At 55.7% G+C, this 19,658-nt stretch carries 21 protein-coding genes and 5 tRNA genes; 10 read left to right on the top strand and 16 right to left on the bottom strand.

Going from position 1 to position 19,658, the window contains the following annotated elements; all coding sequences use genetic code 11:
• Positions 1–57 precede the first annotated feature (57 nt).
• Positions 58–186 carry a hypothetical protein gene (locus CIP100161_RS12310; RefSeq protein WP_269472931.1) on the top strand — a complete coding sequence of 43 codons (129 nt, stop codon included), beginning with the start codon at positions 58–60 and terminating at the stop codon, positions 184–186.
• A gap of 275 nt (positions 187–461) precedes the next feature.
• Here the strand turns inward: CIP100161_RS12310 and CIP100161_RS00120 are convergent, their stop codons facing one another.
• The 4 genes from CIP100161_RS00120 to CIP100161_RS00105 form a co-directional block, all read right to left on the bottom strand.
• Positions 462–944 carry a carboxymuconolactone decarboxylase family protein gene (locus tag CIP100161_RS00120; RefSeq protein WP_155871111.1) on the bottom strand — a complete coding sequence of 161 codons (483 nt, stop codon included), beginning with the start codon at positions 942–944 and terminating at the stop codon, positions 462–464.
• Positions 944–1,306: a GNAT family N-acetyltransferase gene (locus CIP100161_RS00115; protein WP_232053010.1), complete on the bottom strand. Its 363-nt coding sequence runs from the start codon at positions 1,304–1,306 to the stop codon at positions 944–946. Before CIP100161_RS00115 ends, CIP100161_RS00120 begins: the two co-directional genes overlap by 1 nt.
• A 6-nt stretch (positions 1,307–1,312) precedes the next feature.
• Positions 1,313–2,335 (bottom strand): pirin family protein, encoded by a 1,023-nt coding sequence (locus tag CIP100161_RS00110; RefSeq protein WP_155871110.1) that lies wholly within the window; start codon positions 2,333–2,335, stop codon positions 1,313–1,315.
• A 232-nt stretch (positions 2,336–2,567) separates the two neighbouring features.
• A tRNA-Ala gene (locus tag CIP100161_RS00105) sits at positions 2,568–2,640 on the bottom strand.
• Between the two features lie 81 nt (positions 2,641–2,721).
• Between CIP100161_RS00105 and CIP100161_RS11945 the strand changes: the two genes are divergently transcribed.
• From CIP100161_RS11945 to CIP100161_RS12460, 3 genes are read left to right on the top strand one after another with little or no spacing between them, the layout of a single operon-like run.
• Positions 2,722–2,937 (top strand): hypothetical protein, encoded by a 216-nt coding sequence (locus CIP100161_RS11945; protein WP_232053207.1) that lies wholly within the window; start codon positions 2,722–2,724, stop codon positions 2,935–2,937.
• A gap of 7 nt (positions 2,938–2,944) precedes the next feature.
• Positions 2,945–3,310: a hypothetical protein gene (locus CIP100161_RS12465; RefSeq protein WP_408609458.1), complete on the top strand. Its 366-nt coding sequence runs from the start codon at positions 2,945–2,947 to the stop codon at positions 3,308–3,310.
• Positions 3,307–3,606 carry a hypothetical protein gene (locus tag CIP100161_RS12460; RefSeq protein ID WP_155871109.1) on the top strand — a complete coding sequence of 100 codons (300 nt, stop codon included), beginning with the start codon at positions 3,307–3,309 and terminating at the stop codon, positions 3,604–3,606. Before CIP100161_RS12465 ends, CIP100161_RS12460 begins: the two co-directional genes overlap by 4 nt.
• A 107-nt stretch (positions 3,607–3,713) precedes the next feature.
• Here CIP100161_RS12460 and CIP100161_RS00090 read toward each other — a convergent pair.
• The 3 genes from CIP100161_RS00090 to CIP100161_RS00080 form a co-directional block, all read right to left on the bottom strand.
• Positions 3,714–3,786: transfer RNA gene (locus CIP100161_RS00090), tRNA-Ala, on the bottom strand.
• A gap of 9 nt (positions 3,787–3,795) precedes the next feature.
• Positions 3,796–3,872: transfer RNA gene (locus CIP100161_RS00085), tRNA-Ile, on the bottom strand.
• Positions 3,873–4,043: 171 nt separating this feature from the next.
• A complete protein-coding gene (locus CIP100161_RS00080; protein ID WP_155874477.1) occupies positions 4,044–4,490 on the bottom strand; it encodes a YPDG domain-containing protein in 447 nt (148 codons plus the stop codon).
• A gap of 522 nt (positions 4,491–5,012) precedes the next feature.
• Between CIP100161_RS00080 and CIP100161_RS00075 the strand changes: the two genes are divergently transcribed.
• Both CIP100161_RS00075 and CIP100161_RS00070 read left to right on the top strand, forming a co-directional pair.
• Positions 5,013–6,683, top strand: coding sequence for an L-lactate permease (locus CIP100161_RS00075; protein WP_155871108.1), 1,671 nt, complete (start codon positions 5,013–5,015; stop codon positions 6,681–6,683).
• A 73-nt stretch (positions 6,684–6,756) separates the two neighbouring features.
• Entirely contained in the window at positions 6,757–7,479 is a 723-nt protein-coding gene (locus tag CIP100161_RS00070) for a FadR/GntR family transcriptional regulator (RefSeq protein ID WP_155871107.1), read from the top strand.
• Between the two features lie 206 nt (positions 7,480–7,685).
• Here the strand turns inward: CIP100161_RS00070 and CIP100161_RS00065 are convergent.
• The 4 genes from CIP100161_RS00065 to gyrA form a co-directional block, all read right to left on the bottom strand.
• Positions 7,686–7,758 (bottom strand) — tRNA-Ala (locus CIP100161_RS00065).
• A 9-nt stretch (positions 7,759–7,767) separates the two neighbouring features.
• Positions 7,768–7,844, bottom strand: a tRNA-Ile gene (locus CIP100161_RS00060).
• Positions 7,845–7,954: 110 nt separating this feature from the next.
• Positions 7,955–8,299 (bottom strand): DUF3566 domain-containing protein, encoded by a 345-nt coding sequence (locus CIP100161_RS00055; protein ID WP_155871106.1) that lies wholly within the window; start codon positions 8,297–8,299, stop codon positions 7,955–7,957.
• Positions 8,299–10,869 (bottom strand): DNA gyrase subunit A, encoded by a 2,571-nt coding sequence (gene gyrA, locus CIP100161_RS00050; protein WP_155871105.1) that lies wholly within the window; start codon positions 10,867–10,869, stop codon positions 8,299–8,301. Before gyrA ends, CIP100161_RS00055 begins: the two co-directional genes overlap by 1 nt.
• 108 nt (positions 10,870–10,977) lie before the next feature.
• Here gyrA and CIP100161_RS00045 point away from each other — a divergent pair, with 108 nt between their 5' ends.
• The 3 genes from CIP100161_RS00045 to CIP100161_RS00035 all read left to right on the top strand — a co-directional run bounded on the left by CIP100161_RS00045 (position 10,978) and on the right by CIP100161_RS00035 (position 12,176).
• A complete protein-coding gene (locus tag CIP100161_RS00045) occupies positions 10,978–11,181 on the top strand; it encodes a CopG family transcriptional regulator (RefSeq protein ID WP_155871104.1) in 204 nt (67 codons plus the stop codon).
• A 4-nt stretch (positions 11,182–11,185) separates the two neighbouring features.
• Positions 11,186–11,458 (top strand): hypothetical protein, encoded by a 273-nt coding sequence (locus CIP100161_RS00040; RefSeq protein ID WP_155871103.1) that lies wholly within the window; start codon positions 11,186–11,188, stop codon positions 11,456–11,458.
• A gap of 280 nt (positions 11,459–11,738) precedes the next feature.
• Positions 11,739–12,176 (top strand): DUF6918 family protein, encoded by a 438-nt coding sequence (locus CIP100161_RS00035; RefSeq protein ID WP_155871102.1) that lies wholly within the window; start codon positions 11,739–11,741, stop codon positions 12,174–12,176.
• 53 nt (positions 12,177–12,229) lie between these two features.
• On the opposite strand, the gene gyrB is transcribed toward CIP100161_RS00035, so the two are convergent.
• The 4 genes from gyrB to dnaN form a co-directional block, all read right to left on the bottom strand.
• Complete coding sequence (gene gyrB, locus CIP100161_RS00030; RefSeq protein WP_155871101.1) at positions 12,230–14,275, bottom strand: DNA topoisomerase (ATP-hydrolyzing) subunit B; 2,046 nt, start codon at positions 14,273–14,275, stop codon at positions 12,230–12,232.
• A gap of 114 nt (positions 14,276–14,389) precedes the next feature.
• Entirely contained in the window at positions 14,390–14,941 is a 552-nt protein-coding gene (locus CIP100161_RS00025) for a DciA family protein (protein ID WP_155871100.1), read from the bottom strand.
• On the bottom strand, positions 14,931–16,124 hold the full coding sequence (recF, locus tag CIP100161_RS00020) for a DNA replication/repair protein RecF (protein ID WP_155871099.1): 1,194 nt from the start codon (positions 16,122–16,124) through the stop codon (positions 14,931–14,933). The genes CIP100161_RS00025 and recF overlap by 11 nt, the downstream gene beginning before the upstream one ends.
• 39 nt (positions 16,125–16,163) lie before the next feature.
• Positions 16,164–17,351: a DNA polymerase III subunit beta gene (gene dnaN, locus CIP100161_RS00015; RefSeq protein ID WP_155871098.1), complete on the bottom strand. Its 1,188-nt coding sequence runs from the start codon at positions 17,349–17,351 to the stop codon at positions 16,164–16,166.
• A gap of 18 nt (positions 17,352–17,369) precedes the next feature.
• On the opposite strand from dnaN, the gene CIP100161_RS00010 reads away from it, so the two are divergent.
• On the top strand, positions 17,370–17,540 hold the full coding sequence (locus CIP100161_RS00010) for a hypothetical protein (protein ID WP_155871097.1): 171 nt from the start codon (positions 17,370–17,372) through the stop codon (positions 17,538–17,540).
• A 447-nt stretch (positions 17,541–17,987) separates the two neighbouring features.
• Here the strand turns inward: CIP100161_RS00010 and dnaA are convergent.
• The coding region (dnaA, locus tag CIP100161_RS00005) for a chromosomal replication initiator protein DnaA (RefSeq protein ID WP_232053007.1) at positions 17,988–19,658 on the bottom strand (1,671 nt) is incomplete at its 5' end.

Raw genomic sequence — 19,658 nt, 5'->3', positions numbered from 1 at the left:
AGAAATTGCTCGGTCAAGTTGGCCCAGCGGCACTGATATTCCACCTAGCAGGACCCCATGACTCATAGTGATAGGAAAGCGTGGGATCCCACCACGATCATGTGGCAGGTATATCCGCTGGGATTTGCTGGCGTACCAGTGCGCGAGCCGGTGGATCCGGCACCGCGATTGTCGGCAGTGAATTAACAGTTGGACTATCTCGTGGAATTGGGGTGCACGGGATTGCAGAGGTCCGCAGTTACGTGGCGGACGTCATGCGGTATTGGTTAGACCACGGCGCAACCGGGTGGCGACGACGCCGTACGCCCCGAGTTCCACCCCGACGGTGACACCACCCTCCACGACGCCTATCGATGCATCATCACACTGCGCCGCACCCACCCTTGGCTTATCGACGCCATACTCGACGTGGTACTCACTCCTACCTCCAGCAGCGTGTATTCAAGACAAGGGCAACTGTTCTAGGAACGACGCAGCACCGGATGGCCGCTGGCGATCGACAACCTATTAAAGGAATTCATTACGATCACAGCCCATTCGAGTGCCGCAATCTGTTCGGTGTTAAAGACCTCACCTGCTGCGTCTTGAGCCGATTCGCACCCCGAGCCATCAATCACACCAGTGACAGCAGACCGTGACGTCAGCGCCTCCGCCAACCCCAACGCTGCCCGCTCCAAAGGAGAAAACTCCTTACTGTCACGCCACGCCGGCAAAATATCCAGCTTGACCTCATCCACGCCCTCCTTACGAGCAGCCGGAACATGGATACTCAAACACATCGGACACCCATTGAGCTGTGAGACCCGCACATTCACCAGCTCAACAAGATCGCGCCCCACGCCTGCATCAGCACAGGCCTTCTTTGCTTCCTGAGCCACCCCAATCAAAGCCTTATACGCTGCAGGATGCGTCTTATCCAGATACGGACGATGCGCCGACGACACTAACCAAGCACCCCCTGAACAAACTGGATATCGGATGTAGAGGGGCGTCGATAAGCGCCGCCGGAGGCCACAAAATCCTCACCATGCTTATCCAAATAACTCTTGACCAGCGGACACAACGGCACGACCGTCTTCGACTCCGCAGCCGTCACCGCCAATGCCTCCTGCACCAACACCGACGCAATCCCACGGCCACCATACTCATCAGCAACCTCCGTGTGAAAGAAAATTCGCTCATCGCCACGATCGATAAACAACGCACGACCAGGAATCAGCCTCTCCTGCGACAACACCGCCACAAAAGCAGGCTCCAACACATCACGCACCACTAACAACGGCGCACCAATCTTATCTTCCATCATCAACTCCTAACGAGGTAACTCAACACTTTCCGACTCACTACCAGGCTCCGGTAAATCCGGACGCGCATACGACGGCGGATTCTTCCGAGCCTTAATCCTCCCGTGCGGCAACGCAGGCGCCGGTAACCACGACAAACCCTCCGCATTCTTATCCACACCCCCATGACCAACATAGCCACGCACCCAACCAAAACGCTCAGTGCGATCCTGCCACTGCTCACGAAACTCCGCGATCTCCCCCGACTCACGACCCACAAAATTCCACCACATCACAATCTCCTCCCCGAACGGAACACCGCCAAGAACAACCATGCGCGCCGGAACATCACCACCATTGTGCAAACGCAACTGCGACGCCCCCACACCCGTATAACCAATCGCAGCCTGCGGAATCGCAACCCCCTCCAGCTCAACACTGCCACTATCGAGCAACACCCCATGCTCAAAATCAGGGTTCACATTCAACGTCACCGTGCGCCCAGGATGCACAATCAGCTCCGCGCCCAACAGTGGAGTAAACGTCTCCACCGGACTAGCACTGCCCTCAAGCTCACCGAGGAACACCAAAAGCTGACCACCGGGGACGTCGAAACGCTCGGGCGCATAGTGCTCAAAATTACGAGGAGCACTCTGGCGCACCGAATCCGGCAACGCCAACCATAATTGCACGCCATGCAACACCGACGTCGCGCTTGTCGACGTCTCCGAGTGGCAAATGCCAGCACCCGCCGTCATCAAATTCACCTCCCCAGGGCGAACCATCCCACGATTTCCACCCGAATCCACATGCTCAATCTCCCCCTCAAACAACCAGCTCACCGTCTGCAACCCCGTATGCGGATGCGGAGCCACATCCATGCCACCAGTACGCGACACATCATCAGGACCATAATGATCCGCAAAACACCACGCACCAATCAAAGAACGCTTCTTCTGCGGCAACGTGCGCCGCACTGGCATGGCACGCGGACCGCCCAGTGGCACTTCGCGCGCGGTGATGATCTCTACAGGCTGCAAATTGTTGTTCATGTCAACATTCTAGCGATGGAAAGGCGTCCGCGAGCGGTTTGTGACAAATTTTTCAGGCATTTTAGGCCCGCGGACCGAGAACTCGAGTTCAAGAACACAAAAACCCAAGGACGGCTATTGTGCCCCGTGAGTACCGCTCTTGGTTTTTTGTGTTCTTGAGTTCGAGGAGGCGAAAAATGCACTCACATACAAACAAAAAAGAACCCAGCCTCACCGGCTGGGTTCCATACTGTGGAGCATAGGAGAATCGAACTCCTGACCTTCTGCTTGCAAAGCAGATGCTCTACCAATTGAGCTAATGCCCCTTGTACAACCACACTATAACAACCCCGATCCCGAAACTCCTAATCCCCGTCCCCGCCACAGCGTAGCTTTAGCTTGCTATCATGACATATCCCACACGCCAGTATGACGACATGATTACTTCCTTGCCATTTCATCTGCTCATCGTCCACTTGGCGGTGGTAGCGATTCCGGTCGCAGCACTCCTCACATTAACCTTGAGCATTCGCCCAACGCTTTACCCTAAGATCGGCAAGCTCACGGTAGGTGTGGTCACGGTGGCGTCGGCAAGCTATTGTTCTTGCCAAGGTGACCGGTGAAAGCCTCATGACAACCCTCGGACTCAGCGAAGCGCAGCCAGGTCCGGTGTCCACGCACGCCGAGCTTGCCGACGCCAGCGTTATCGCCTGCGGAATTCTCTTCCTCGCAGCAGCCGCATCGCTCGTCACCATCATCATGGCAAGCCACGAAAGTGCCGTCCGAATCTGGCAACACCCAGACCCCCAGCTCTCCCGAGTCTTATCGGAATGCGAGTCCGTGAGATCGTCGACAAGCTTTGCCGCCATCAACGACTCCATATCAGACACCGTAGGAATCTCATCCCACCCCGCAGCAACAACCACCAGACCAGCCACGATTGCCCCACCACATAGCGCAACTGAGCCCAAAAAATCATCAGACCAAGGGCATTGACAAAACCAATCATCACCGAGCGCGGCATAAACCGCTGCAAGCGAGCAACACCAGCAGCAGTAATCATCGCAGGGCGGCCACCGGTGAGCGCGATGACCAACGGCATGATCACCGAAAATGCGATCGTTTCTGAAATCAGCGCCAACGCAACTGTTAATCCGCCGATGATTTCTCTACGTCACATCACAAATTTCACTTTCACAAAACACGACAGGGATTGTTGGTGCGCTACCCGTTCCTCCGTCTCCTCGATCTCAAGAACGCGAAAACCGCAGGAAGACTATTGCATCCCATAAGTACCGCTCTTGGGTTTTCGTGTTCTTGAACTCGAGGAGGCGAAAAATGGCACAAAGCGCTACACAAACAAAAAAGAACCCAGCCTCACCGGCTGGGTTCCACACTGTGGAGCATAGGAGAATCGAACTCCTGACCTTCTGCTTGCAAAGCAGATGCTCTACCAATTGAGCTAATGCCCCATTCGTCCCTGGTGGGCCTAGCAAGAATCGAACTTGCGACCTCATCGTTATCAGCGATGCGCTCTAACCGACTGAGCTATAGGCCCTCTTAGGAACGAAAAAGAACTTTACAGCATACGCCACGCAATTCCAAAACGGCACGTCAGTACACGTTTTCACATTCGCAAAGCCCTGAGCCAAGTCGCAATCATATAATTGCACCCAGCCCAGGGTCTTACGTCTTTCCTTATTCTTTCTTCACCAGCTCTAGCGCGAAATTACTCCGCGGCAGGAAGCGCAATCTCTGGAGCGTCCTCCTTAGGCGAATCCGCCTCCGGATCACCAACGGTGAAGGTTACTTCACTCCATGTGACGTTGCCGTCGAGGTCAACAGCCTTCACCTTGACGGTGTAGTTGTCGCCATCTTGGGCATCTGGGGATGCACTGACAGTTACTTTGCCGGAGTCTTCGTCAACGCTAACGAACCAGCCTTCTGGAATTCCAAATTGGGAGTACCCAAAGATGGTGTCTTCAGAAACGTCGCCTACTTGCTCAGCTTCTGCAGAGTGTCCTGCTCGCACGATTTGCGACTCATAACGAGGATTGTCCTGCGAAGCCTGTGCGGACTGCTCTCCCTCTTCTAACGTCTGCGGTGCCTCTACTGCTGGGGAATTATCTGCGGTCGGTGCCTCCTGAGCAGCATCTACTGCCAAAGCCGGCCCCATCGCAGCACCCACGCTTATTGCTGCCGCTCCTGCGGCAATCGAAAGATTTCGAATTAGTGCGTTCTTGCTACGAGACAAAGAGATTCCCCTCTCAAATAGAAAGATCGGTATCGATTGAATGGAAAAACACAGCCTTTTGACCTAAGGCTCTGTGGTTCGTCCGGCCGGACACCACACACCATACGGATAATCATTCTCATTTCAAGAGGGATAAAACCATTTGCCGGCAAGCAGCACGGGTGCAGCCAGCCTCAGGTGCGAGAATCGCAGAAAAATTTTTTTATTAAATCCACCATTTTTCGAAATATTTTCATTTGCAACACTTTTGCAACATTGCACCGCAGCCACACATACACATCACCCCAGCATTGACATGTGACATAGATCAACTATAAAGTCTGTGGCCTTACCACTGTGGTCAGACCAACCCAAGTTGTTGTCGAGTCGATAGTGGTAGAGCCCCTGCCGGTTCTTAGCCGCCCAAAGGGCAGCTAACTTAAAAACTCCAGGAGTTTCCTCAAGATGGACACTTTTACCGCAAACGTGAGCGCGGTCGGAGGCAGCACCACTGCCTCGGCTATCGTCGCACTTCTGCCCCTCATCACGTTCTTTGTCATGCTTTTGGTCGTTAAAGCAAAAGCATATGTTTCCGGCCTTACAGCCCTCGCCGTTGCCATCATTGTGGCCATCGCAGCGTTCCACATGCCATGGAATTTCGCCCTATTGTCTGCAACCCAAGGTGCAGCCTTCGGCTTGTTTCCCATCGTATGGATCGTGGTACTAGCCCTGTGGTTCTACCAAGTCACAGTCGCTAGCGGACGCTTTCAAGATATGCGCGCTATCTTCGACACCGTTGGCGGTGGCGACCTGCGCATCCAAACAATCTTGATCGCGTTTTGTTTCGGAGGACTCCTCGAAGCACTCGCCGGTTTCGGCGCCCCAGTAGCGATCACCGCAACCATGATCATGGCGCTTGGTCTTAAACCGCTCAAGACCGCCACCGTGGTACTGATCGCCAACACTGCACCCGTCGCATTCGGCGCAGTCGCCATCCCAATTACCACCGCGGGCACTCTGACCGGCTTGAATTCAGCCCACATTGGTGCCGTCGTCGGCCACCAAGCCCCCTTCTTTGCAGCACTCGTGCCGTTTATCATCGTGCTCATCATCGACGGCGTACACGGCCTGCGCGAAACCTGGCCAGCAGCGCTCACCATCGGCTTGAGCTTCGCTATCTCCCAGTGGTGGAGTGCCACTTACTTCTCCTACGAGCTTACCGACGTCGTCGCATCCCTCGTTGGCCTTATCGCCGCCGTGCTGTTGCTGCAGGTGTGGAAGCCCAAAAGACTCGACGCGGTCCGCGAACGTCTGGGCGTCGAAAAGCACGAAGCTGCAGACCGCCTCACCCTGTCACGCACATGGATGGCCGTCTTCCCCTACGTTTTGGTCGTCGCGATCTTCGGTGTTGCCAAACTATGGACGCTCGGCATCGACATCCCCAAAGCACTCGCCACAACCGACGTGAAAATCCCATGGCCAGGCCTGCACGGACACATCCTGAACAGCTCCGGTGAAGCGATCAAATCCACCACCTACAACTTCCAGTGGCTATCTTCACCAGGTACTCTCCTGCTGATCACCGGTATCATCGTCGCCATCGTCTACTCGATTTTCGACGACAAAGGCCGCTACCAACTCCCACTCGGACGCGCAGCCATGGAACTAGGATCGTGCTTCTACAAGATGCGATTCTCCGCACTGACCATCGTCAGCGTCCTCTCCTTGGCCTACGTTATGAACTTCTCCGGCCAAACACTCGCCATCGGAACCGCAGTCGCAAGCCTCGGCGCAGCATTCGCATTCTTCTCCCCTGTACTCGGCTGGATCGGCACCGCCGTCACAGGCTCCGACACCTCAGCCAACGCACTCTTCTCCAACCTGCAAAAAACCGCAGCTGAAAACATCGGACTAGACCCCCACCTCATGACCGCAGCCAACACCTCCGGTGGCGTCGTCGGCAAGATGATCTCCCCACAATCACTCGCCATCGCCGCAAGCTCCGTAGGAATGGAAGGCAAAGAATCCCAGATCTTCCGCTCCGTCATCTGGTGGTCCATCGGACTCCTCGCAGTCCTATGCACCATGGTGTTCCTACAATCCAACGTATTGGCATGGATGCTACCAACACCATAGCGGCACGACTTCCAAGGCACGTGGATTAGGATTACATCTAACACATCCGCCTTGAACAAGGGAGCCTTTGCACATGTCTCAATCCACCCAACGGGCCTATCAAGAAGTCCTCGATTGGCTGGAAAAAGAGCTGCGCAAAGGCTCCATTGCTATTGGCGACAAACTCCCCGGCGAACGCGCACTCGCAGAACGATTCGAACTCTCCAGAGCCTCCATACGCGAAGCCATCCGCATCCTCACCTCCATGGGACTCGTACGCACTAGCACCGGATCCGGCCCGCACTCCGGAGCGATCGTCATCTCTGAACCATCCGCAGGACTCTCTTGGGCCATTCGCATGCACCTCAGCGCCCGATCGCTCCCGCTTAAAGACCTCGTCAACACCTGCGTTCTCATCGAATCCAACGCAGCCGCCGACGCAGCCACCCCAGAAATCAGCCCAGACTCCCCCGTACGCAGCCGCGTCCTCAGCGAAGCTCACCGCCTCCTCGACAGCATGGACGACCCCACCCTGCCGTTCCACGACTACCACATCAAAGACGTCAACTTTCACATTCTGATCACCTCACTAGCAGGCAACCTCGTCACAGAAACCATCATGGAATCCCTGCGCTACTCCGCCATCGCATTCGTCATCGAACGCCTCGCCATGAGCACCGACTGGGCCGAAGTATCAGAAAAACTACAACGCGAACACCGCAATATCCTACGCGCCATCGAAGAACGCAACCCAGACAAAGCCCGCACCCTCGTTCACGACCACATCGCGGATTTCTACGAGCTCACTTCACACTAAGCACAAGCACGCTTATCGACGTTTCCCACTGCGGCTCTTCTCTAACCGCGAACTTGAATTCAAGAACACAAAAACCCAAGGACAGCTCTTATGCCCTGCGAGTACCGCTCTTGGGTTTTCGTGTTCTTGAACTCGAGGAGGCGAAAAATGGTACAAGCGCTACACAAACAAAAAGAACCCAGCCTCACCGGCCGGGTTCCACACTGTGGAGCATAGGAGAATCGAACTCCTGACCTTCTGCTTGCAAAGCAGATGCTCTACCAATTGAGCTAATGCCCCATTCGTTCCTGGTGGGCCTAGCAAGAATCGAACTTGCGACCTCATCGTTATCAGCGATGCGCTCTAACCGACTGAGCTATAGGCCCTCTTAGGAACGTATGCCAACTTTAATCAAGTTCTGGCAATAACACAAAAACAGGCCATGCGCTGCCACGATGGTGGCACCTTGCATGACCTGTTTTGCTAAAGATACACGCTAGTCGAGTTCTTCGCGCAGGGTTACCCCGATGCCGCCGAAGAGATCAACGAATGCGTTGTAAGCCAATGCCGCAAGCGGTGCGAGCACCGTAGCAATGATCGCCACGATGGTTCCCAGCAGCGCTGCTAGGCTGATGATCAGCCCGAAGGACACGATCTGGTCGCCGCCGACACCGCCGATGACCTGGTTGATTTTGTCCCAGATACCTACGACTTGCATGCCGAAGTACAGGATGACAACGCAGATCAGCCATGCGATAAGTCCGATCAGCGACAGGGATAGCGCGGTTTTAAATGCGCTGGCTGGTGCTACTCGGGTAATGATCACGTCGCGTGTTGCCATTAGGCCTCCTCGTCGGCGCTATCTATGCCGAGGTCGACTTCGGTTTGCTTGCCGCGTTCGGCGGGGCCGTCAACAGCTCCGGTGGCTACGGCTTCAGCAGCCTCTTCGCCTTCACCTTCGACGTTGCGGTCGATAGCGAGCAGTTCGACGCCGTCTTCGAGGTTGACGAGGCGCACGCCCATGGTGGCGCGTGACGACGGGCGGATCTGGTTAACCACGGTGCGGATAACGCCGCCAGCGGAGGTGATAGCCAGGATCTCGTCGTCTTCGTCAACGACGACTGCGGCGATGAGCTTGCCACGCTTTGGCGTGTACTTGAAGGTGAGCACACCCTGGCCGCCGCGTCCCTGTGGTGAGTATTCATCCAAGGAGGTGCGCTTGCCGTAGCCGCCGGAGGTAGCTACCAGCAAGAATGCATCCGGTTTGACCACTGTCATAGCGAGCAGCTGGTCGTCACCCTTGAAGCGCATGCCCTTCACACCTGCGGTAGCACGGCCCATGGGGCGCAGCTGGTCGTCGTTAGCATTGAAGCGAATCGACTGGCCTTCTTCGGAGACGAGCAGCAGGTCGTCGTCGTTGTCGCATAGCGCGGCGCCGATGAGCTTGTCGCCTTCGTTGAGGTTGATGGCAATAAGCCCGCCGGAACGGTTGGACTCGTAGTCGGAGAGGCGGGACTTCTTCACACGCCCCTGTGCGGTTGCCAGTACGAGGTATGGAGCATCCTCGTAGGACTGGATTTGAATGACCTGGGCGATGCGCTCTTCCGGCTGGAATTCCAGCAGGTTAGCCACATGCTGGCCACGTGCGGTACGCGATGCTTCTGGCAGTTCGTAGGCTTTGAGGCGGTAGACGCGACCAAAGTTGGTGAAGAACAGGATCCAGTCGTGGGTGGAGCTGACAAAGAAGTGGCGGACCACGTCGTCTTGCTTGAGCTCTGCACCGCGTACGCCCTTGCCGCCGCGCCGCTGGGACTTGTAGGCGTCCACTTTGGTGCGCTTGGCGTAGCCGGTGGAGGTGATGGTGACAACCACGTTCTCGCGGGCGATGAGGTCTTCTTCGGTGACATCGCCAGTTGCGGCGATAATTTGGGTGCGGCGGTCGTCGCCATACTTATCGACGATCTCTGCGAGCTCGTCACGCACGATAGCGCGCTGGCGTTCTGGGCGGGCCAGAATGTCTTTGTAGTCGGCGATTTCCAGCTCGATCTCGGCGAGTTCGTCGACAATCTTTTGCCGCTCGAGAGCTGCCAGACGACGCAGCTGCATAGCCAAGATGGCGTCTGCTTGGATTTCGTCGACGGTAAGCAGTTCCATCAGGCCGGTGCGGGCGATGTCGACGGTTGGTGAGCGACGGATCAAGGCGATGACCTCGTCGAGCATGTCGAGAGCCTTAACCAAACCGCGTAGGATGTGGGCCCGCTTTTCCGCTTCGTCGAGGCGGTACTGGGTGCGGCGCACAATCACTTCGATCTGGTGCGTCACATAGTGGCGCAGCATTTGGTCGAGACGCAGGGTACGTGGCACACCATCCACGATGGACAGCATGTTGACACCGAAGTTGGTTTGCAGCTGAGAGTGCTTGTACAGGTTGTTCAGCACCACACGTGGTACGGCGTCACGTTTGAGGGTGACGACGATGCGCATACCCACGCGATCGGAGGACTCGTCCTCGATCTTGGAGATGCCCGCGAGTTTGCCGTCGCGAACCTGCTCCGCAATGTTGGAGATCATGTTGTCCGGGTTGACCTGATAAGGCAGCTCGGTGATCACGATGATCTGACGGTTGCCTTCTTCCTCAATCGAGGTAACCCCGCGCATGCGGATGGAACCGCGACCGGTGGTGTAGGCGTCGTTAATGCCTTGGGAGCCGACGATCTGCCCCGCGGTGGGGAAATCGGGTCCCTTGACGTACTTCATGCAGGCTTCCAGTGCCGATGCCTCGTCTGCTTCTGGGTTGTCTAGCAGCCAGAAGATGGCGTCGCCGAGTTCGCGCAGGTTATGCGGAGGAATGTTGGTGGCCATACCGACGGCGATACCGTTGGAGCCGTTCATCAGCAGGTGAGGAACACGCGATGGCAACACGTCTGGTTCTTGGGTCTTGCCGTCGTAGTTCGGGGAGAAGTCCACGGTGTTCTCGCGGATGTCGCGAACCATCTCCATGGCCAATGGGGTCAGGCGACACTCGGTGTAACGCATAGCTGCGGGGCCGTCGTTACCGCGGGAGCCGAAGTTACCCTGGCCATCCACCATCGGGTAACGCATGTTCCAATCCTGGGCAAGGCGCACCAAGGTGTCGTAAATAGCGGAGTCGCCGTGGGGGTGGAACTGACCCATGGTGTCCGAGACTGGGCGCGCAGACTTTACGTAGCCACGGTCGGGGCGGTAACCGGAGTCGTACATCGCGTAGAGGATGCGGCGGTGCACTGGCTTGAGTCCGTCACGGACCTCAGGCAAAGCACGGCCGACGATGACCGACATCGCATAATCGATGTAGCTGGTCTCCATTTCCTCGTTGAGGTCGATCGGGTGGACGCGGTCGTAGCCGTCACCACCGAGAAGATCGTCGCTCATATGTCACCTTTTCTTAAGATTCATCGAGTATGTAGCCAATAACCCCTCTATTCTAGCTTCTAGCACCACAGTCAAACATTTTTGATACCAGATTGATACCATTTCCACATGGCCATGACCCTACGCCTCACGGCGGAACACGATCGCGCACTCACCCTCCTCGCCCACGCTCAAGGCTGCAGCAAACAAGAAGCGGCCACCAGAGCAATCGTCGCCGCAGCAGCCCGCATGCTTGCCGACGAAGAAGTGCGCACCCTCGCCCGACAACACCTCCCCCATTACGCAACCATCGAACACCGACTAGGCAGGTAGCCCCATGCGCGGACTTACCTCCGAACAAACACTCATGCTTGCCGACGCCTTCTGCGCGGATTCGCGCGGCGGCCTGAGCGTGCGCGACTATGCGGCATTGACAGCAATCGCCGCCGTAACCACCGCTCATATCCACGCAGTGACGGTCTTCCCCACTGCACATCACATGGTGAAGTACGTGCGCAACTTGGTCATTCAGCTTTTACCTTTAAATGATCGCAACACGGATTTTGCCGATTTTCTCGTGGCAGTTCTTCGCGACCTCAACGGACTCTAAGACAAAATTCTCGTGGTTTGTTGTACGACACCACGTCACTCCTGTAACATTTGCGACTGTTGTGATTGCAGTACATTACTGTGGCGGAAGAATGACAACGCAGGCGACCCCCGTCGCTGGATTTCCAACACGCACCCCGTTGGCGTGGAGGTCCAGCAATGGAGGTCGCTTTTCCCATTTTCCCCTGTACCCCACCGACTCTCCAGACACATGTCATGCCACAACAGGCTAGAATGCCGGATAACACTCCAACTTTATGTTTTGACGAAAGGACTCGCGGATGAGTACACTCGCGCAGCTTTTGGACACCAAGCGTACTGCCCTAGCAGCTGAGCTCGCCGGCTTCATTGATCGTTCAGTTTCGCAGTCCAGCGGCATTTCCGGTGTGGCGCTCAAAGGCGCTGTAGCAGCTGCTAAGAAAGTCCGCCCCGACATTGTCACCAAGGGAGCCGAGCGCCTCTTGCCCGAGGTCGTCGAGGTATTGGATCCTTACTGGACTTCTTTCGAGGCCTCTGACAGCACCCACTTTGGTGAGTTCTTGGAACAGCACAAGTCTGAAGTCAGCGACAAGATCCTCGAAGTTGCAGATCGCAACGCTGAGAAGGTCGACATGCCAGCGTTGAAGAAAGCATATGGTTCGTTGCGGGGTAAGGCAGCAAGTTTTATCGAGCCCAACCTGCCAGGTTTGGGACAAATCATGCAGAACTACATGAAGTAGCTCTCCCTACTACGAAGGCCCGCCACAGAAACCTGCGGCGGGCCTTCGTCATGCTAGATGTCCAAGAAACGAACATCCTTAGCACGGCGAGTAATAAAGCTACGGCGTGCAGCCACATCATCACCCATGAGGATGGAGAAGATCTCGTCGGCACGCTGTGCGTCAGTAATGTCCACGCGACGCAGGACACGGTACTTCGGGTCGAGAGTGGTTTCCCACAGCTCAGAGGCGTTCATCTCACCCAGACCCTTGTAACGCTGGATGCCGTCGTCCTTGTTGATCTTGCGGTTTTGGGCAAGGCCTTCTGCCAGCAAGGTGTCGCGTTCCGCATCGGAGTAAGCAAAGCCTGGCTCGCCTTTGCCCCACTTGAGTTTGTAGAGCGGTGGCTGTGCGAGGTAGACGTGGCCTTCTTCGATCAGCTGCGGCATGAAGCGGAACAGCAAGGTGAGCAGCAAGGTTGCGATGTGGGAGCCGTCGACGTCGGCATCGGCCATCAGCACGATCTTGTGATACCGCAGCTTCTTGATGTCAAACTCATCATGAATACCGGTGCCCAAGGCGGTAATGATCGCCTGAACTTCAGTATTCTTGAGAACCTTGTCCAGACGTGCTTTCTCCACGTTCAAGATCTTGCCGCGCAGCGGAAGAATTGCCTGGTAGAGGGAATCGCGACCCGCTTTAGCGGAACCACCTGCGGAGTCACCCTCCACGATGTAGAGTTCGGACTTCTCCGGATCCTTAGAACGGCAATCGGCGAGCTTGCCAGGCAGGCCACCGAGGTCAGTTGCAGACTTACGACGCACCAAATCGCGTGCTTTACGAGCAGCCACGCGAGCATGGGCCGAGGACACCGCCTTGTTGATGATCGTCTTGGCTTCAGCAGGGTTAGCGTCTAGCCAATCAGCGATGTGTTCATTGACCATACGCTGAACAAAGCCCTTGACCTCAGTGTTTCCAAGTTTGGTCTTGGTCTGGCCTTCGAACTGCGGATCGCCAACGCGCACGGAAATCACGGCGGAAAGGCCCTCGCGGCAGTCGTCGCCAGTAAGGTTTGCTTCCTTTTCCTTGAGCAGCTTGTGCTCACGGGCGTAGCGGTTCATCAATGATGTCAACGCGGCACGGAAGCCCTCTTCGTGAGTGCCACCCTCGAAGGTGTTGATGGTGTTAGCAAAGGTGTGCACGCTCTGCGAGTAGCTGTTGTTCCACTGCATTGCCACCTCGACCTCGTGGTCGTCGCCCTTAGCGTCGAAGGAGATGATGGTGGGGTGGATAACCTGCTTGGACTTGTTCAGGTGCACAACATAGTCCTTCAAACCGTCTGGGTAGAAGAAAACCTTCTTCTTCTCACGCTTCTTTGGCGCAGCAGGTGCATCGATGTTGCCGTCGGCATCGACATCGATTTGGTCCAAGGAGACGTTTTCAGCGGTGTCGCCTTCCTCAGCGATCGCTTCGAGCTCAAGCTGTTCGTCGGTGACGCGCTTATCCACCAACGTAATGGTCAGACCCTTATTCAGGAAGGCCATCTCTTGGAGACGTCGGCTGATCGTCTCAAATTTGAAGGTGGTTGTTTCAAAGATCTCTGCATCAGGCCAGAAGCGGATGGTGGTACCAGTACCGCGCGCGTTGCCGCCCTCGATCAGTGGATCAGGGATGGCCATGGAGAAGTTCTGCAGCCAGTGCTTGCCGTCGCGTTTGATGTCGGCTTCTACGCGAGTAGATAGTGCGTTCACCACGGAGATCCCCACGCCGTGCAGACCACCGGAAACCGCATAGGAGTCGGAGTCAAACTTGCCGCCGGCGTGCAGCTGGGTCATAACGACTTGGACAGTAGGAGCACCGGATGGGTGCATTTCGACGGGGATACCACGGCCGTTATCCACGACCTCCACGCCGCCATCGGCGAGAAGTGTCACCTCGACGTGGGTGGCGTAGCCTGCCATTGCCTCGTCGACGGAGTTGTCCACAACCTCCCACACCAGGTGGTGGAGGCCGCGTTCACCGGTAGAACCGATGTACATACCGGGACGCTTGCGGACGGCCTCCAGACCCTCGAGGATCGTAATGGATGAGGCGCCATATTCATGTTCAGCGGTTGCCACGGAAGCGTGCACTCCTTGCTATGCGAGATTTGAGCCTAGACTCTCCCATATTACACTGCCTACCTCCCCACTAGGTAGCCCCTCGCACACGCCCCACGGGCTACACAGCGCCTGTTATCCGTATGTGTCGCGTGGCCCCCTGCCTTTAACGTGCAAAGGACCATGCCGCCAGCTCGGTGCCTTGGGGCCAAAAATCTTCAGTTCAACGATGATATCTGGGCCGATTTGCTCGCTAATAGACCGCAAAATAATGCGCTGCATCATGCGTAAATTGGTCGCCCACGCAGTGGAATCACATGTGATAAACAAAGCTTTATCTTTGAACATTTCCACTTTGGTATGCGCAGCGATTTGGGCCCCCACCAAATCCTCCCAGTGCGAATTTACCCATCCACCTGCGATTTCTTTACGCCATCCTCGTTTTTTAATCTCATCGCTGAGAATACTTCCAGCGCGTTGCACTGAGTAACTACGCCGCCGCCGACGCCCATCAGGCCCCGTAGCAATGCCACGCTGCCGTGGGGCTGCAGGGGTGGCGTCGTTATCCGCGAGGCTTTTCGACGCCTTCGGCAGCGGCCGGTTCAGGTTCGGGACGGTGCCGGTGCGTTTTTTCGCCTCCTGGCGCATATGTGCAAAAGCAGCAGAAACCGCATCATTATCCGTCATGTGGTACCCCCATGGCGGCGTCGAGAAGCGAAATCCGCCCCTCGGGAGTGTCCTCCACGCTGACAAAGTGACGATGCACCGCCGATTCCGTAAGGGTATCGGGCAGATCATCGCCCACTGCAGCAGTAATGAGCACCTGCTCAGCCTCGGCGGTCACGCTCACCAGCTTTTCACGCCGCTGAGTATCAAGCTCCGCGAATACATCGTCCAAGATAAGCACAGGATCAGTACCGTCGCTACGCAGCAAATGAAACTCCGCCAACCGCAAAGCCAAACACATCGACCACGTTTCGCCGTGGCTCGCAAACCCCTTCGCCGGATAATCGCCAAGCACAACATCAAGATCATCACGGTGCGGCCCCACCAACGACACCCCGCGATCAATCTCCTTATCTCGACGTTGGCCCAGCTCAGCGAGCATAGCTGCCTCAAAATCCTCAGGTTTTGGCAGTTCTTCCGGCGCAGCCAACGGCACCGTCGACACGTAGCGAATATGCGCCGGACGAGACTCCGGAGCAATCCGCGCATACGCATCATGCACCAACGGATCCAACTCTTGAACCACACTATGACGAGCATGAATCAGCTGGCCACCAAGGTGTGCAAGCTGGGTATCCCACACGTCCAAAGTAGAAAGTGCGCCATCATCAGCGCCATAGCCACGGCGCAAAGCAGCACCCGCAGTTTTGAGCAAGGAATTACGCTGCCGCAGTACCTTCTCGTAGTCCGCTTTCACACCGCCAAGTCGGGGTTTGCGCGTGGCAATCACATGGTCAAGATACCGCCGGCGCTCCGCAGGATCGCCTCGCACCAGGCTTAAATCCTCTGGAGAAAACAGCACGGTTTTGACGACACCTAGCAGCTCACGGGGGCTTTTCAGACGTGTGCGGTTGATCTGAGCTTGGTTAGCTCCTTTGGCTTTGATCAACAAATGGGCGGTGAGTTCGCGGCCGTGGTTGACCGCCGTTACCGACACACGCGCTGATTCTTTCCCCTGCCGGACCAGCGCAGAATCATGAAACACACGGTGTGAACCCAGATGCGCCACATAGCCGATGGCCTCCACGATGTTCGTTTTGCCAAAGCCATTGCGTCCGACGAACAGCGTCACCCCAGGTTCCAAAGTGACAGTACACTCTGGCCACGAGCGGAAATCTCGAAGCGAAAGCTCACGAATGTACACGGTGGGGCGACGTCCTTTGTGCTAGTCAGAGTGTATTTTTTATCCTGGCAGTCGAACCGGCATCAGCAGGTAGGTGAATTCGGTATCTGGGGTGGCAAACGTTCCGTCAGCGCTTGCTTCCGGCAGCGATTCTGGCTCCGGAATCATGATTGCTGGGCGGGAAGGCTCAGTGAAACCGAACACTACACGGCTGGTGCGGATCACGCTCAAGCCATCACGCAGATATGCCGAGTTGAACGCGATCAAAAACTCTTGGTCACCGGTGAAAGCACACGGCACGGATTCCTCAGCGTGGCCGGCGTCGGAGCCGCCAGCGGAGAGAATGACCTCGTCACGGGTGAATTGCATCCGGATCTGAGCGTTACGCTCAGCAACCAGAGCTACGCGGCGGATGGCGTCGGAAAGCGCAGAGATTTCTACACTGGCCATTGCGTTATGCACCTTGGGCAGCAATGGGCTGACGTTCGGGAAGTCTGCATCGAGCATGCGGGTGGTGGTCTGGCGGTTATCGATGTGAATACCGAACAAGCCCTCAGTGCCAATGTTCTCGCCGGTACCTACGGCGATTTCCACTGGTTCGGTGGAGCCAGAATCGAGGCTACGTGCATTATCCGAGAGGTTCTTCGCGGGGATCAGCAGCTTTGCTTTGGCTTCCGGATTAGCTGGTGACCAGGTGAAACGTCGTAACGCAAGACGGAAACGGTCCGTTGCGGTCAAGGTGACGTTCTCGCCATCGATCTCCATGTGAATACCCGTGAGCATCGGAAGCGTCTCATCGCGACCAGCGGCGGCTGCGACCTGCAGCACTACATCGGTGAACAAGTTGGGATCGATAGCACCGGTTACAGCTGGTAGCTGCGGCAATGGTGGGTACTCGTCGAGAGGAATCAAGGGCAACTCGAAGCGGGAAGAACCGCATACGACCTGCACCTGGGTGCCTTCAACGAAAACCTCAATGGTCTTGTTAGGCAGCGTGCCGATGATGTCCGACATCAGCTTGCCAGCTACGGCGATCCGACCTGGTTGGCGAACATCAGCGTTGATGCGCACTTTTGTGGAAACTTCGTAATCAAAACCAGCGAACTCGAGTCCCTCGTCATCGGCGGTGATGACAACCGCGCGCAAAACCGGCTGCGTGGGTTTGGTGGGCAAATTACGTGCAACCCAGCTCACCGCACCGGAAAGGTCGTCTTTTTCGACCCGGAATGAGACAGCGTGTGCGTTCATGCTTGAGGGCTCCTCGATGTGATCGACCACGTAGGCGCTGCCGTGAGGGGAGCCTGCGGATCGGAAGACTTCTTGAAATTACAAAAACTAACCGTACCTGTGAACGCCAAGAACGAAAACTCGTATTTGCCGGATTTTTGTAATTACAAGATCGCTCGCTTCGCTCGCGAGCTCCAGCGATTCGAGTAATTCCCCAACCCCTATTTCTCCCTAGGTTTATTTGGACTAAATAGTTGGTAACTACAGTAAGTCCTGTGGAATCTGTGGAAGACAGGATATCGCTCGTGGTGGTGGCCGTTTTCCGAGTTGTGAGTCCGGTTGTGGAATCTCTGTGGATAACTATAGGGGGTTGTGGATAACTTTTCCAAGACGTATTCCTTCCACAATCCTTCCCCAGTTCAGGGTTAATTTTTACACATCTTAAGCAGGGTTATGCACAGGGGTCTGTGGGCACAAATGTTCCGCGAAAAGTGATAGAGATCACCGAATTACAATTTTGTAATTACACACCTGTGGATAGTTTTGTGGGATATTTTCCAACCACCGCGTGTTGCTCATAAAAGAGGCTGTAGGTGTTGTATCCCCGCGGGGACCACCTACAGCCTTGTAACGCTCTGAGCTGCAAAAACACCGTAACTAGGCGCGATCAGAGCTCTTAATCTGCTGCGTCAATTGCTGAATCTCATCGTAGGTATCACGCTTTTCCGTGATCTCTTTACCGATCTTGCGGTACGCGTACATCACCGTCGTATGGTCCTTGCCACCGAAATGCTCACCGATCTTTGGCAACGACAAATCTGTCAATTCACGGCACAAATACATAGCAAGTTGTCGAGGATGTGCCACCGAACGCGACTTGCCACTGCCCTTAAGCGTATCGACGTCGATGTGGAAGTACTCGGCAGTCACCGACATAATCATGCCAGCCGTGATTTCGATATCTGCCTGCTCAGGCATCATATCGCGCAGTGCTTCCTGGGCCGTGGCCATGTTAATGGGGGCCTCGTTGAGCGATGCATAGGCCGAAACTCGAATGAACGCGCCTTCGAGCTCACGGATCGACGCGTTGAACTGGCTCGCAATCAGCTCTAAAACATCGCGGTCGGCTGTAATGCCTTCTGCTGATGCCTTGTTCAACAAAATAGCAATACGAGTTTCCAAATCTGGTGGATAAATATCTGCGATCAAACCGGACTGGAATCTGGTGCGCAGACGATCTTCCAAGGTCGTGAGCTGTTTTGGTGGTCGGTCCGAAGACAAAACAATTTGTTTATCGGCCTGCTGTAGTGCATTGAAGGTATGGAAGAACTCTTCCTGGGTACCCTCTTTACCCTGCAAGAATTGTATGTCGTCGACCATCAAAATGTCGAGGTCACGGTAGCGACGCTTAAACGCCTCTTGGCGGTCGTCACGCACCGAGTTGATGTAATCATTGGTGAATTCTTCCGAAGAAACATACTTCACCTTGAGCTTGGGATCGAGCTCTTGCGCATAGTTGCCAATTGCGTGCATGAGGTGGGTCTTGCCCAAACCTGAATCACCCCAGATAAATAGCGGGTTATACGCGCGAGCTGGCTTTTCCGCGACAGCCCATGCCGCAGACCATGGAAGTTTGTTGGAATCAGAAACCACGTAGGTGTCAAAGGTATAGCGCGGATTCAGTGAACCATTGCGATCTGGGTCGTGAGCTGGCTTTTCGCGCGCACGACGTTGCCCCATGACTGGTTCCTCGGAGCGCTGCGGAACGTTCTGCTGCTCGGAGTACCTGCGACGATCCGGCATGAGTTGTGTCGGTTGTTGATCTTGTTGTTGCCGTGCATGCGGTGAGGACTGCGAAGACTGTGGCTTTTGTACATGATGAGTAGCCCAACCAGAGGGGTACTCATCAGAATATTCGGCGTTGTATTCCGGCTGCTCCTGTACATATTGCGGCGGATATCCTTGAGAAACCGGCGAGTAGTGGGGGTGCTCTGGTACGTGATGCTGGACTATGTGCTGTTCTGGCACGTCATGCGGCAAATCCTGGATGACATCCAAAGTAGGATCGACGGTGACTGCCACAGTAAAAGGACGGCCCATTCGACGCGAGAGCACTGAGGTAATCGCTTGTCCCAGATGTGTTTCGATGGTCTCCTTGGCGCGGGAGTGCGGAACCCGCAAAACGGCGATGCCTTCGACAAAAGCCGCAGGTCGGACGAGTTTGAGATAAGCGCGTTGTTCAGCAGTGATTCGTGGAATCTCGCTTTCGGGTTCGCGAGATAGCTGAATGAGTTCATTAGTGATCTCATTCCACGTCTCGTTCCACAC

Origin of the sequence: Corynebacterium rouxii (assembly GCF_902702935.1) — a bacterium.
GTDB classification, from domain to species: Bacteria; Actinomycetota; Actinomycetes; order Mycobacteriales; family Mycobacteriaceae; genus Corynebacterium; species Corynebacterium rouxii.
This window is presented reverse-complemented; position numbering and strand designations above follow the sequence as displayed.

Bases quoted from the DNA above. Each gene is read 5' to 3' on its own strand.
- CIP100161_RS12310 (WP_269472931.1), top strand. From the start codon at position 58: ATGACTCATAGTGATAGGAAAGCGTGGGATCCCACCACGATCATGTGG.
- CIP100161_RS00115 (WP_232053010.1), bottom strand. From the start codon at position 1,306: ATGATGGAAGATAAGATTGGTGCGCCGTTGTTAGTGGTGCGTGATGTG.
- CIP100161_RS00110 (WP_155871110.1), bottom strand. From the start codon at position 2,335: ATGAACAACAATTTGCAGCCTGTAGAGATCATCACCGCGCGCGAAGTG.
- CIP100161_RS11945 (WP_232053207.1), top strand. From the start codon at position 2,722: ATGACATATCCCACACGCCAGTATGACGACATGATTACTTCCTTGCCA.
- CIP100161_RS12465 (WP_408609458.1), top strand. From the start codon at position 2,945: ATGACAACCCTCGGACTCAGCGAAGCGCAGCCAGGTCCGGTGTCCACG.
- CIP100161_RS00080 (WP_155874477.1), bottom strand. From the start codon at position 4,490: ATGGGGCCGGCTTTGGCAGTAGATGCTGCTCAGGAGGCACCGACCGCA.
- CIP100161_RS00075 (WP_155871108.1), top strand. From the start codon at position 5,013: ATGGACACTTTTACCGCAAACGTGAGCGCGGTCGGAGGCAGCACCACT.
- CIP100161_RS00070 (WP_155871107.1), top strand. From the start codon at position 6,757: ATGTCTCAATCCACCCAACGGGCCTATCAAGAAGTCCTCGATTGGCTG.
- CIP100161_RS00055 (WP_155871106.1), bottom strand. From the start codon at position 8,299: ATGGCAACACGCGACGTGATCATTACCCGAGTAGCACCAGCCAGCGCA.
- gyrA (WP_155871105.1), bottom strand. From the start codon at position 10,869: ATGAGCGACGATCTTCTCGGTGGTGACGGCTACGACCGCGTCCACCCG.
- CIP100161_RS00045 (WP_155871104.1), top strand. From the start codon at position 10,978: ATGGCCATGACCCTACGCCTCACGGCGGAACACGATCGCGCACTCACC.
- CIP100161_RS00040 (WP_155871103.1), top strand. From the start codon at position 11,186: ATGCGCGGACTTACCTCCGAACAAACACTCATGCTTGCCGACGCCTTC.
- CIP100161_RS00035 (WP_155871102.1), top strand. From the start codon at position 11,739: ATGAGTACACTCGCGCAGCTTTTGGACACCAAGCGTACTGCCCTAGCA.
- CIP100161_RS00025 (WP_155871100.1), bottom strand. From the start codon at position 14,941: ATGACGGATAATGATGCGGTTTCTGCTGCTTTTGCACATATGCGCCAG.
- dnaN (WP_155871098.1), bottom strand. From the start codon at position 17,351: ATGAACGCACACGCTGTCTCATTCCGGGTCGAAAAAGACGACCTTTCC.